This window comes from Zunongwangia sp. HGR-M22 (assembly GCF_027594425.1).
Classification (GTDB): Bacteria; Bacteroidota; Bacteroidia; order Flavobacteriales; family Flavobacteriaceae; genus Zunongwangia.
Genome location: NZ_CP115159.1, coordinates 1,420,288 through 1,433,041, shown reverse-complemented (window position 1 = coordinate 1,433,041; position 12,754 = coordinate 1,420,288). Strand labels below are relative to the sequence as shown.

General features: G+C 35.2%; 11 protein-coding genes. All 11 read right to left on the bottom strand.

Annotation, left to right across the window (positions count from 1 at the left end; all coding sequences use genetic code 11):
- Positions 1–280: 280 nt before the first annotated feature.
- The 11 genes from PBT91_RS06295 to pfkA all read right to left on the bottom strand — a co-directional run bounded on the left by PBT91_RS06295 (position 281) and on the right by pfkA (position 12,522).
- Positions 281–1,801 carry a carbon-nitrogen hydrolase family protein gene (locus PBT91_RS06295; protein ID WP_270060926.1) on the bottom strand — a complete coding sequence of 507 codons (1,521 nt, stop codon included), beginning with the start codon at positions 1,799–1,801 and terminating at the stop codon, positions 281–283.
- A gap of 86 nt (positions 1,802–1,887) precedes the next feature.
- Positions 1,888–2,514, bottom strand: a complete 627-nt coding sequence (locus PBT91_RS06290; protein ID WP_270060925.1) for a response regulator transcription factor — start codon at positions 2,512–2,514, stop codon at positions 1,888–1,890.
- A 581-nt stretch (positions 2,515–3,095) separates the two neighbouring features.
- A complete protein-coding gene (locus tag PBT91_RS06285) occupies positions 3,096–3,947 on the bottom strand; it encodes a biotin-dependent carboxyltransferase family protein (protein WP_333474239.1) in 852 nt (283 codons plus the stop codon).
- 1 nt (position 3,948) lies between these two features.
- Positions 3,949–4,683, bottom strand: a complete 735-nt coding sequence (gene pxpB, locus PBT91_RS06280) for a 5-oxoprolinase subunit PxpB (RefSeq protein WP_270060923.1) — start codon at positions 4,681–4,683, stop codon at positions 3,949–3,951.
- Positions 4,680–5,417 (bottom strand): 5-oxoprolinase subunit PxpA, encoded by a 738-nt coding sequence (pxpA, locus tag PBT91_RS06275; RefSeq protein WP_270060922.1) that lies wholly within the window; start codon positions 5,415–5,417, stop codon positions 4,680–4,682. The genes pxpB and pxpA overlap by 4 nt, the downstream gene beginning before the upstream one ends.
- Before the next feature lie 105 nt (positions 5,418–5,522).
- Positions 5,523–6,734, bottom strand: a complete 1,212-nt coding sequence (locus tag PBT91_RS06270; protein ID WP_270060921.1) for an Nramp family divalent metal transporter — start codon at positions 6,732–6,734, stop codon at positions 5,523–5,525.
- 4 nt (positions 6,735–6,738) lie between these two features.
- On the bottom strand, positions 6,739–7,890 hold the full coding sequence (locus tag PBT91_RS06265; RefSeq protein ID WP_270060920.1) for a DUF2891 domain-containing protein: 1,152 nt from the start codon (positions 7,888–7,890) through the stop codon (positions 6,739–6,741).
- 85 nt (positions 7,891–7,975) lie between these two features.
- Positions 7,976–9,511: a YifB family Mg chelatase-like AAA ATPase gene (locus PBT91_RS06260; RefSeq protein ID WP_270060919.1), complete on the bottom strand. Its 1,536-nt coding sequence runs from the start codon at positions 9,509–9,511 to the stop codon at positions 7,976–7,978.
- A 53-nt stretch (positions 9,512–9,564) separates the two neighbouring features.
- Complete coding sequence (locus PBT91_RS06255; RefSeq protein ID WP_270060918.1) at positions 9,565–10,422, bottom strand: N-acetylglucosamine kinase; 858 nt, start codon at positions 10,420–10,422, stop codon at positions 9,565–9,567.
- A gap of 97 nt (positions 10,423–10,519) precedes the next feature.
- A complete protein-coding gene (gene gap, locus PBT91_RS06250) occupies positions 10,520–11,518 on the bottom strand; it encodes a type I glyceraldehyde-3-phosphate dehydrogenase (protein ID WP_270060917.1) in 999 nt (332 codons plus the stop codon).
- 17 nt (positions 11,519–11,535) lie between these two features.
- Positions 11,536–12,522, bottom strand: a complete 987-nt coding sequence (gene pfkA / locus PBT91_RS06245) for a 6-phosphofructokinase (protein WP_270060916.1) — start codon at positions 12,520–12,522, stop codon at positions 11,536–11,538.
- Between the last annotated feature and the right edge of the window lie 232 nt (positions 12,523–12,754).

Below are 12,754 nucleotides of genomic sequence, written 5' to 3'. Positions count from 1 at the left end.
ACTGATTTAACATCAACAACATTATTATCCTTAAAACACCGTTAGTTTTAAAGGAAAAACAACAGCTTTAAAAAAAATGTAGTCGAATTAGTACTTTAGACAAAGCATAAAAAAAGCCATCTCGAGAGATGGCTTTTTTTTATATAAATCGTATACATCTTCTCCTATTGTCAGCTTTTCAAAATGAAAATGACTTCAATAATTGAAGAAATAAGGCGTTCGTTTTTGTAATTCATATGGTAAACTTAAGTATTATTTTTTTAGTAGATTAAGTTTTATCCTATTTTTTAAGTTTTATGGAATAAAGATCCTTTCTGCGATCTTTCAAATTTCGAACGCTTCCAAAATTGTGGAGTTCTTTAAGTAAATCCAAATCAACATCTGCAAGTAAGGTACTTTCAGTGTTTGGTGTAGCTTCAGCCTTAACACCGTTTACCGGAAAAGCAAAGTCAGACGGTGTTAATACGGCACTTTGCGAATATTGAATATCCATATTATTCACTTTCGGCAAGTTTCCTACAGAGCCTGCAATCGCAACATAACATTCATTTTCCACAGCTCGCGATTGCGCGCAAATTCTTACTCGAGAATATCCATTTTGAGTATCAGTCATAAATGGTACAAATAGAATATTCATTCCTTCTTCGGCTAAAAGTCTTGGTAATTCTGGAAATTCTACATCGTAACATATTAGCACCCCAATCTTACCACAATCGGTATCGAAAGTTTGTAATTTGCTTCCGCCTTTCATTCCCCAGGCAGATTCTTCTGCCGGAGTGATATGCAGTTTTTCGTAGCGCTCATAACTTCCGTCGCGACGACACAAAAATCCTACATTATACATATGCTCACCAATTACCTGAGGCATACTACCGGTGATAATATTGATATTATAATTTATCGCAAAATCGATAAAAACTTCTAATAATCTTTCAGTATAAGTTGATAGTCCTCGAATTGCTTCAGCTTCATTTAAATGATTAAACTCTGCCATTAGCGGTGCATTAAACAATTCAGGAAAAAGAATAAAATCGCTTTGATAATCACTTACAGCATCTACAAAAAATTCAATTTGCGAAACCAGCGCATCAAAATCTTTAAATAAACGCATCTGCCATTGTACCAGCCCTAATCTTACAACAGTCTTCTTACTTTCTATAAGTTTTTGAGCTTTGGTATAATAAATATTATTCCACTCCATTAAAACTGCATACTCTTTGCTTTCATGATCTCCAGAAAGATATCCTTTAATGACTTTCTTAACATGAAAATCGTTGGAGAGCTGAAAAGAAAGAACAGGATCATGAATCTCCTGTAATTTCACCTTTTCGATATATTTTTTTGGTGTTAGCTCTTTGGCATATTTCGCATAATTTGGGATACGCCCACCAAACACAATCGACTTCAGGTTAAGTTGTTCGCAGAGTTCTTTTCGAGCTTCATATAAACGTCTTCCTAAACGTTTGCCTCGATATTCTGGATGTATAAAAACATCAATCCCGTACAATACATTTCCTTTTTTGGAATGGGTAGAAAAATTATCACCTCCTATAATGTCATCATAAGTATGATTCTCATCAAATTTTTCGTAATCTACGATTATAGAAAGGGCGCAACCAGCAATTTTGTTATCGATAACGATACAAAACTGACCGTCGGGAAATTTTGTTACTAAGGTTTTTATTTCAGCTTCGCTCCAGTAATCCTCTGGCATCCCGCTGTAGCTCTTAATCATCGAAAGTTTAAGCTCTTTATAATCCTGAACTTTTAGGTTTCTTAGCTCGATCGTAGGTGTCTCCATCTTCTATAAACGCATGTTTTATTGCGTAACGAAGATACTATCAAAAACTTTAGATTTTCAAAAAATGAAGCTAAAAACAGGGAATATTAAATCGTATAAAAGTTATTTTTAATTGCATAAACGGCAAGACCTACTCTACTCTTTATATTTAGTTTAGTAAATAGGCTTTCACGATATCCATCAATGGTTTTTGGACTAAGATGCATTACTGAAGCAATTTCTTTATAGGTCATTTCAGAACAAACATACTTAAGCAGTTCTATTTCCCGTTCAGAAAACACATTTTTGAGAGATTCTTTTTTCGCTAGCTGAGCCGTTGACTCATTATCTACATAATAACCAGTAGTTATCACATGATCTAAAGCCTGCTTGAATTTATCTGGATCTATATCTTTTAAAAGATAACCCCTACACCCATAACTTAACATTCTTAGTAGCGTATCTTCGTCATCTTCCATGGTTAGTGCCATAGCTTTTTGCTTCGGAAATTCTTGTTTTAACCACTGCATTGTTTCTAGCCCATCCATCACTGGCATACGCACGTCCAACAGAATAATGTCGGGACGCAGATCCATCATTCTAAGATTATCCTGCAGTTCTTTTCCGTTCTTATAAACCGCTTTTACACGATAATCTTTAAAGGAATTAATCAGAATCTTTAGGGATTGGCCAAAAAGTGTATGATCATCAACAATAACTATCGATTTGCTCATTATACTAATTAGGTTTGCTTTGGATAGTGCAAAGATAGGGAAGTGAAAAAGCTACAAAAGAAATTTAACGCTTACCTAAATTTCAAAATCCTATTGTTTAAAATAATAAAAGCTAAAATTTGAATTGTATAGCTTCTTTCTTCGATTTAATAAGTTGAAAATACCTTTCATAAGAACATTAATATTTTAGCATAAAAATTTTTAATTGATCTACTTTCAACTATAAAATTTAAAAATTAATGACGAAGGAATTGAATTTATTTATTCTCATAATCTACTTTTCCCATCATTTTACTATGTTAGAGCGTTTTAAGAATTAACGCTTAAAAAATTTAGTTTAACGTTTTTGATAAAAAAAGTAGTTTTAAAGGCTATTTTGAACGTATATATTGCCCTAACAAAGAATTTTTAACGAAAATGGGGCTTTTTCCCCTTTGTTATGCGAATCTTTTAAACTACATTTGAAATATCATTTTAGTTAGCTAAGGTGTTTTGGGGCAAAAAAGTGTCGATAGATTGTGAAGTAATTCTGAGTAGGGTCTTTATTACTTCGTTAAACATCTAGTCGGCACTTTTTTATTTTACAGCGATTCCTGAATCAAAAATTTAATCTTCTCGTTCGTTAATTTTTGCGCAATAGTTCTTATACCCTCACTTGTTAACTGCAAAACTCTTGGATAACCTCCAGTAGTTTGACAATCTCTCATTAAGACAATTAATTTTCCTGAAGGTGTTAATTGCACCGTACCGGGAATTACCGGTCCTGTTATTATAGGATCGAGCTCATTTGATAATTCTTCTTGCAACTGTATCGCCATTCTGCTATTGTTTTGATCGATACTAAATTCTGAAGCTTCCAATTGGGATTTTTGTTCTTCTGAAAGAAAATCGAATTCTGGGCCTTTATAGACTTCAATCTTCGAAGATCTTAAATACTTATCATCAAACTTTAAAGCTGCAAAGGTTTCAATTTTACTTAGTGCATCTTCAGTAAAAGGAATTTCCATTCCCTTTTGTAACTTTTGGTGTTCGCTAATTCCTTCATACCAGCTTTTACTTCCTAAAATTTCTTCCGTAGCAAAACCACCAGAAATTGCCACGTAAGCCCTGCATCCAGAAAGTCTTCTTCCAAAACTTAGAATATCGCCATTAGAAATTTCTATGACTGTATTATTTTCAAGTTCATTATCATTCAATTTCGGACTAAGAAAAGCTCCTGAAATTACGATCTTTGTTGCGGCGGTAAATTCTAGTTTAGGCCCCATCATGGTAATTTCCAAAACTGCATCATTCGCATCATTTCGCAACATAAGGTTAGCAGTTCTTGCAGCATATCGATCCATTACTCCGCTTGCAGGAACGCCATATTTCATGTTCCCAAATCTTCCATAATCCTGAATGCTACTAAAAAGTCCCGGTTGTAAAACTTTCATTTTACCCATTTCGCTCTAGTTTTTTAAGTTGAAAATTCCCGTGTTTAATCTGCTCCTTTATTTGTCTATATTCTTGCTTATCTATACTCTTAAATTTGATGCAATCTCCCGACAAAATTTGCGTAGGAATATCTTCATTTTTATCAAAGAAAGTAAGCGGACAATTACCAATAATTTGCCAACCACCGGGGCTCACTTTTGGGTAAATTCCTGTTTGATTTTCACCGATTCCCACAGCCCCTTTTTCGATCTTCATTCGGGGTTGTGATTTTCTTGAAATCTGAAGTTTTTTATCAAGCCCACCCAGGTATAAAAATCCGGGTAAAAAACCCATAAAATAAACTCGATATTCTGGCTTTGTATGCAGTGAAATTATTTCTGAAACTTCCAGGTTTTTCTCTTTTGCAATAAGTTCAAGGTCGATACCAAAATCAAGATCGTAACACACGGGAATTTCAAAAACACGACTATCTATATTTTTTGTATTATTGTTATGCTGAAAAACCTCTTTAACGGCTTCTAGGTCACTATAAGCATCTTCTATAGCAACAAAGTAATTAATTAATATCGAGTTATATGTATTGATTACTTCAACTTTTTGTTTAACATAAAGCTGCTGAATCAATCTTTTATAAAACAATACTTTTTCTAGTAGTTTCTCGCTTATAATTTGGTCAAACTGAACCAAAATTGCGCTATCGCCTAACAAAGAAATTTGCGGTAATTCCTTACTCATGTGTTTTTAATCTTTATATTTTCTTCGGAAAATTTTTCATGTAAAAATCGTATAATTTCAACTGAATTTTTGGTGTCGCTGTGCAGGCAAAACGTAGTTGCTTTACAGGGCAAAATTTCACCGTTTTTTGCTGTAATTTTTTGCTCCTGAAACATGCCTAAAACATGATTAAAAATAGCCTCTTTTTGTTCGATTACGGCATTCGATTTAGACCTACTTACCAATGAGTAATCGGCTTCATAATTTCGATCTGCAAAAGCTTCAAAAATCATATTTATTTTACCTTTTGCAACTTCAGAAATAACAGAATTAAGTGGTACAAAAAGACTAAAATCAGTATCGATTTCCAGCAAACTTTCCACTACAATTTGTGCTATTTTTTCATCTTTTGCTGCATCATTATAAAGTGCTCCATGAGGTTTTACATGATGTAGTTTCGCTCCTTTTTCTTCAACAATATGTTGTAAAGCAGTGACCTGATCCTGAATACTTTTTTTTAGAGCTTCCGCAGAAATAGCTATCGATCTTCTTCCAAAATTTTTCTTATCAGGATAAGATGGATGTGCACCAATATTAGTTTTATTTGCTATGGCAAGATCTAATGTTTTTTCCATTATACTTAGATCACCAGCGTGGCCACCGCAGGCAATATTACAACTGGAAATTAATGGCATTAACAAATGATCGTAATCGCCACCCTCACCAAGATCGCAATTAATATCTATTTCTTTCATGGTCTTATTTTGCTAGGATTTTAATATAAAGTTTTTTCCGTAGAAAAGTGCAAAAGAAATGATAAGCCTTGAATCTTGCTAAGATTTGAAGTTTATAAGGCTATTTTATAAAACTGTGTAGATTGATTTTGCTCCCAAAAATACAGCTATAGCAATCACGATAAAACCAAAAATGTTTTGAGTAAGTGTATTTTTGTAATCACCTAATACTGAGGTTTTATTCACTACCCAAAATAGGAAAATCGCAATGACCGGAAGTAATATTCCGTTAGCAATTTGTGCAAACTGAATTAATTGTATTGGCTGAATCTTTAAAGACGAGCAAAATACGCCCAAAATGACCACACTTGCCCAGACTACCTTAAATTTACCCGACTTAAGATTAGTTTGCCATCCCAAACAACCTTTTACCACATAAGCGGCCGCAAGTGGCGCTGTGATCGAAGAGGTAATCCCGGCGGATAATAGACCAATAGCCATAAACCAGGAGGCAAAATCTCCAAAAACAGGTTTTAAACCTTCGGCCAGATCTACCGCATTGTTTACGCCTTTTAATCCAGAAGCTCCACCGCAAATTAAGATCGCCATAGAAACGATTCCGCCCAAAACTATCGCAATGATCAATTCGATTTTAGCTGTTTTAAGATACTTTTTTCCTTTCCATTTTTCACTAACCAACGAAGCGTGCAAAAACAAATTGTAAGGCACTACAGTAGTTCCTACCAAAGCGATGACCCCTAAAATTCCGGTAGAAATATTATTAGGTATAAATCCATTTAAAATTTCAGTAATATCAGGTTTTATGAATATAGAGGTAATAATAAATGCGAGGCTCATTAATATGACCAACGCGATAAAAATCTTCTCTAAAACTTTATAACTTCCTACCCAAAGAATTGCAAAAGCTACCGCTCCTATAGCGAGACTCCAAAGATTTACTTCAAAATTTAATAAACTTACATGTTGCTCACCAAAAACGGCCTCTAATCCCAAAACAGCTCCGGTAATATTACCGGCTTCGTAAGCTGCGTTACCAATAACAATTGCTGAAAAAATTAAAGCAAGAGCAAGGAATCGCGATAAAGGATTTTTAATCTCGGCTCGAATATTATCGCTTAATCCTTTTTGAGAAACTACACCCAACCTGGCCGCCATTTCCTGCAAGATGATACATGAAAAAATGGAAAGTAATAATGCCCAAAGTAAAGAATAGCCAAAGTTAACACCTGCCAATGTACAGGCCGTTACAGTTCCTGGTCCTATAAAAGCCGCAGAAACTAAGACTCCCGGACCTAGTTCTTTGAGATAATTCTTCAAATTATTATTTATCTCTGCTTAAAGCATAAATTGCAAAAGTTCCTAACCAGTGTCCACCTTCGTAAGAATCTCCTACCAAATTAGGAAAAGAATAAGATAAATGATTTTCCGCAAGCGAGCTTAAATGCCCAAATTTTTCTGGATAAGTATCGGCTAAACCATTAAAAACCCAGGCGCGACTAAAGTTTAAGCCATCTAAGTGTACAAGCTTACCATCACTCCTATCAGAAACTTCTCCTACTTCAATAGAAAAATCTTTTTCCATCAGTTCTGGCATAAAATCCTCTATCCATAGAAAAAATGCATTTTTAGGCATAATTCTTCTCATAATATCTACCTCTTCCAAACAGGGCGAAAAAAAATCATACCCACTAGGCTCCCAAGCAATGGGGCAATTATCATCTTTCAAATAAAAATCTTTGGCCCTTTTGGAAATAATTTCTTGCAGGTCTCTATTGTTAGCAGCTAACGCATAGTCATAAGCGAAACCTAAACCAAAAGCAGTGTTTGTGTGCTCTCCTACCCTAATTGGATAATTTAATTTTGGTAAAAATTCTAAATATCTTGAAACAATTAAGTCGGTAAGCGGTTGCAAATTTTTGTCGAGTTGAGTTGCCATCGGATCATCCCAGGTTTTTAATTCTTCTGCAAGTTTCAATAACCAAGCCCAGCCGTAAGTACGCTCATAACTCAAAGCCTGAGGTCTTTTAAAGTAATCGACTTCAGCTTTGATATTCTCGGATGTTAATGATGCTTTTAATTTTTCGCGAATTTCGTCTGCTTTATCAAGATTAGGAAAACGTTTTAAAAGTGCCACTAAAGACCAATGTCCATGTACAGAACTATGCCAATCGAAACAACCAAAAAATGCAGGATGCAATTCTTTAGGTTCTCCCATAGCTTCGGCATTTTCCAGCGTTTGGCTTAATTTATTAGGATATTGTGTTTCAACACATTCTAACGGAAGTTCAGCAAGACGATTTGCTTCTTCTAGCGTAAATTCGACAGTAGTTTCAGGGTTTATAGTTTCTGTAATTGCCTCTACATCAATTAAAGAATCAGATGAGGTTTCCTCTTTTTGCTCTGGATCACTAGCTGTTTCTTTTTTGCAGGAAAAAAGACTAAAAGCTGCAAAAACAAGCACTATTTTTTTCATGAATCGAAATGGATTGAAAATTCAGGAACAATTTATCAAAAATTAATTACAAAAATTTAAAGGTCTTGCTAAAAAGAAAAAAGATTTAGCCCAACCAACCCTCTCTATCTAAACTTCGATATTGAATGGCTTCGCTTATGTGCATTGCTTTAATTTCTTCGGAAGCTTCTAAATCGGCTATTGTTCTGGAGACCTTTAATATTCGATCATAAGCTCTTGCAGAAAGATTTAAGCGCTCCATTGCCGATTTTAATAAATCTTTTGAAGCCGAATCCAAACGACAAAATCTTGATATTTGCTTAGTTCCCATTTGCGAATTATAATGTATATTTTCGTACTCTAGAAATCTTTGAGTCTGTAGTTCTCTGGCTTTAGTTACTCGTTTTCTAATATCGATACTGTTTTCTCCTTTTCTTTCTTCGCTAAGTTTATCGAATGGAACCGGAGTAACTTCAATGTGAATGTCTATTCGATCCAAAAGAGGACCGCTTATTTTACTTAAATAGCGTTGCATTTCGGCTGGTGAAGAAGTTACCGGGGCATCTGGATCATTAAAATAACCTCCTGGGCTGGGATTCATACTAGCAACCAACATAAAACTGGAAGGATAAGTTACTGTAAACCTAGCTCTAGAAATGGTAACCTCGCGATCTTCTAAAGGCTGTCGCATCACTTCTAAAACACTACGTTTAAATTCGGGTAATTCATCTAAAAATAAAACTCCGTTATGTGAAAGTGAAATCTCTCCCGGCTGCGGATAAGCGCCACCTCCAACAAGTGCGACATCTGAAATTGTATGATGTGGACTTCTAAAAGGTCGCTGCGCCATTAAACCATGATCTTTTATTTTACCGACAACACTATGGATTTTAGTCGTTTCTAATGCTTCATGTAAAGTCATAGGTGGTAAAATGCTTGGTAATCTTTTAGCAAGCATGGTTTTACCGGCTCCCGGTGGGCCAATTAAAATGATATTGTGCCCTCCGGCTGCGGCAATTTCCATACATCGTTTGATAGATTCCTGTCCTTTTACATCGGCAAAATCATGCTCGGGATGATCTAAGTGATTATAGAACTCTTCTCGAGTGTTGATTGTGGTTTCAGGTAATTCTGTAGCTTTATCAAAGTGATCGCAAACTTCTTTAATATTATTGACGCCAAAGACTTTAATATCTGAAACTATCGCCGCTTCCTTGGCATTTTGCTGCGGTAAGATAAAGTTTTTAAAACCTTCTTGTTTTGCCTTTATGGCAATAGGAAGTGCTCCCTTGATGGGTTGTAAACTTCCATCAAGGGATAATTCTCCCATTATTATGTATTCTGAAATATTTTCGGCTTTAATTTGACCAGAAGCTGCCAAAATACCGATAGCAAAAGTAAGATCGTAAGCCGATCCTTCTTTTCGAAGATCGGCCGGAGCCATATTCACTATAATCTTTTTTCCCGGAAATTTAAATCCGTTATTTTGTAATGCTGCGGCAATTCTAAAACTGCTTTCCTTCACAGCATTATCTGGCAATCCTACTAAATGGTAGCCTATGCCTTTGTCTATATTTACTTCAACTGCAACAGTTGTTGCTTCTACTCCAAAAACAGCACTACCATAAACTTTTACCAGCATTTAAAGAAAGTTTCTTTAAATCTAGTAAAATATTCTTTTTAGCAAACTGTTATTTAAGCAGTTAACACATTTTTACGATAATGTTCTACTAAAGCATCGATAGGACGTCTAACGATATTCCCCACTTCTATACCGTAAGGTTGAAGCACGGCTTTAATAATATCCTCGCTAAAATAAGCGATAGTACCAATAAAATGTACCGGTGTTGTACGACATTCTGGATAACAAAGAACTCTAGAATGTATAAAATCGGTTAATCCTTCGTGTACTAGTTTGTAAAAATATCCATTTCTTTCATTAGCAAAAATGAATTCTGCAAAAGAGGCCAAATAAGTATTTGGATTGTCCTTCTGGTAGATATTTTTCTTAATTTCATCACTGGTTAAGTCAAATTTTTCTTCAAATTTAACCGCCAATTCAGGGGGCATTCTTTTATAGTAATAGTCACGGATCAATCTTTTTCCGAAGTAGTTACCACTAGCTTCATCCATCAAAATGTATCCTAAAGACGCCACAGATTGATGAATATTCTCTCCATCAAAATAACAAGAGTTAGATCCCGTTCCTAGAATACAAACGATACCAGGTTCTGTAGTAGCAGCGTAAACAGCAGCGACCATATCTTCTTTTACCATTACATCATCTGCATTGGTAAAGAAATTACCAATAATTCCTGCTAATAGCGCACTTGGCTTTGCAGTACCACATCCAGCACCAAAAAAGTGAACTCGTTGTACTTTGTCTTTTACTTCCCTTAGGTCTGCATTTTCTTCTATACGTTGTTCTAATACTATTTCTGGAAATACAGCCGGATTTAATCCTTTAGTTCTGGTTTTAAATATCTTTTCTCCGGAAGCGTCCATCAAAATCCAGTCGCACTTTGTAGAGCCACCATCTGCTATTAGTATCATTTGTTTAGGTATTGATTAGAGATAAAAAAGCCTGAAAAACTATGCAAATTCAAAATTCTGAATTAACGCATAACTTTTCAGGCTTAAAATTAGTTAATTATAGAGAAGCTACGTGAGCAGCTAAATCGATAAGTTTTGAAGAGTATCCATACTCATTATCGTACCATGCGATTAACTTGAAGAAGTTATCATTAAGTGCGATACCAGCTTCAGCATCAAAGTTACACGTATGAGCATCTGATACATAATCCTGGCTTACTACAGCCTCATCTGTATAAGAAATCACACCTTTGTAATCTCCATCAGCTGCTTTTTTGAAAGCTGCTTTAATTTCTTCGTAAGAAGTAGCTTTTTCAGTTTTCACTGTAAGATCCACAACAGAAACATCTGTAGTTGGAACTCTAAAAGCCATCCCGGTAAGTTTTCCTTTAAGCGAAGGAATTACTTTAGTTACAGCAACAGCAGCACCAGTAGAACTAGGGATAATGTTAGCCATAGCACTACGGCCTAATCTAAAGTTTTTCTTAGATGGAGAATCTACAGTAAATTGAGTTGAAGTAGATGCGTGTACAGTTGTCATTAATCCTTCTACTAAACCAAACTCATCATCAATCACTTTTGCAAGTGGTGCAAGACAGTTAGTAGTACAAGAAGCGTTAGATACGATATCCTGATCTGCAGTAACTTCGTTGTGATTTACTCCCATTACAAACATTGGAGCAGTTTTAGAAGGTGCAGAAATTACAACTTTTCTAGCGCCTGCTTCAAGGTGAGCTTTTGCGTTATCTAAATCTGTAAAGATACCAGTACAGTCTAAAACAACTTCTACTCCTGCATCTTTCCACTTAAGGTCTGCTGGATTTTTTTCAGAAGTTACTCTAATTGTTTTTCCGTCTACGATAAGACTTCCGTCTTTAACTTCAACAGAGCCTTTAAATTTACCGTGTACAGAATCATATTTTAAAAGATAAGCCAAATGATCTACATCTAATAAATCGTTGATAGCTACTACTTCTACTTTCTCACTTTGAGCTGCTATTCTAAAAGCAATACGCCCTATACGGCCAAAACCGTTAATTCCAATTTTTGTACTCATTTTTCTATTTTTAAAATTTAAACTGAAGTGATGTCTGCCACCCTCCTTAATTCTTTATCATATTTTGCTTCACCGTTGATAGCGGTGGTAAGTGGAACGCGAACAACTTTTTGATGGCTTAAACCAATCATTACCTTAGAGTCGCCGTCTATTAAAGCTTCTACAGCTCCTACTCCTAATTTACTTGCCAGAACACGATCAAAACAACTTGGCCTACCACCTCGCTGAATATGTCCTAAAACAGATACTCTTATGTCGTAACCCTCTAGCTGCTCTTCTACATGTTCTGCGAGCTGAAAAATATTTTTTCCACTCTTTTCACCTTCAGCGACAACGATAATACTAGAAAGTTTGCCGGACATTTTACTTTTTCTAAGCGATTCGAGCATTCGCTCCAAGCCTTCATCTTCTTCAGGAATTAGAATTTCCTCTGCTCCTGCTCCAATTCCACTATTTAGTGCAATATCGCCGGCGTCTCTTCCCATAACTTCGATAAAGAATAATCTATTATGAGAACTTGCTGTATCTCTAATTTTATCTATAGCTTCAACAACAGTATTTAAAGCTGTATCGTAACCTAAAGTAAAATCTGTACCACTTATATCATTATCAATTGTGGCCGGAATACCTACTATTGGAAGATCAAATTCCTGGCTAAAATATATTCCACCAGTAAAAGTACCATCTCCGCCTATAACAACCAAAGCGTCAATGTTATTTTTTGTTAATTGCTCGTAAGCTCGTTTTCTACCCTCTTTGGTTTTAAATTCCATAGAGCGGGCAGATTTAAGGAAAGTACCACCTTTATTTATGACGTTACGTACAGACCTGGCATTCAGCTCTTCGAAGTCTCCTTCCATTAAGCCCTGATAGCCACGATAAACTCCAACGCAGTCAATTTTATAAAAAGAACAAGCTCTAACGACCGCTCGTATTGCGGCGTTCATTCCGGGAGCATCACCTCCAGATGTTAAGACACCAATTTTTTTTATTTTATTTGCCATCACCTCAAATCTATTTTAAATCTTAATTATAACCTAATTTCAATCATAACTAAATCGATTGCGGTTAATAACTAATAAAAATAGTCTCAAAATGAGACTGTTTTTAGGATTTTGTGAATTTTATTATCAGTTTATTAAAATTTTATATTACTAAGGTAAATATCCCATATTATAGGATTTTTTACAATCCGAAAACTTTTTCGCTTTCCAAATATTTAAAATTCTTTGGCAA

Coding starts and splice junctions, on each gene's coding strand:
- PBT91_RS06285 (WP_333474239.1), bottom strand. CDS start 3,947: ATGAAAGTTTTACAACCGGGACTTTTTAGTAGCATTCAGGATTATGGA.
- pfkA (WP_270060916.1), bottom strand. CDS start 12,522: ATGGCAAATAAAATAAAAAAAATTGGTGTCTTAACATCTGGAGGTGAT.
- pxpB (WP_270060923.1), bottom strand. CDS start 4,683: ATGAGTAAGGAATTACCGCAAATTTCTTTGTTAGGCGATAGCGCAATT.
- PBT91_RS06295 (WP_270060926.1), bottom strand. CDS start 1,801: ATGGAGACACCTACGATCGAGCTAAGAAACCTAAAAGTTCAGGATTAT.
- gap (WP_270060917.1), bottom strand. CDS start 11,518: ATGAGTACAAAAATTGGAATTAACGGTTTTGGCCGTATAGGGCGTATT.
- PBT91_RS06265 (WP_270060920.1), bottom strand. CDS start 7,890: ATGAAAAAAATAGTGCTTGTTTTTGCAGCTTTTAGTCTTTTTTCCTGC.
- PBT91_RS06290 (WP_270060925.1), bottom strand. CDS start 2,514: ATGAGCAAATCGATAGTTATTGTTGATGATCATACACTTTTTGGCCAA.
- pxpA (WP_270060922.1), bottom strand. CDS start 5,417: ATGAAAGAAATAGATATTAATTGCGATCTTGGTGAGGGTGGCGATTAC.
- PBT91_RS06260 (WP_270060919.1), bottom strand. CDS start 9,511: ATGCTGGTAAAAGTTTATGGTAGTGCTGTTTTTGGAGTAGAAGCAACA.
- PBT91_RS06255 (WP_270060918.1), bottom strand. CDS start 10,422: ATGATACTAATAGCAGATGGTGGCTCTACAAAGTGCGACTGGATTTTG.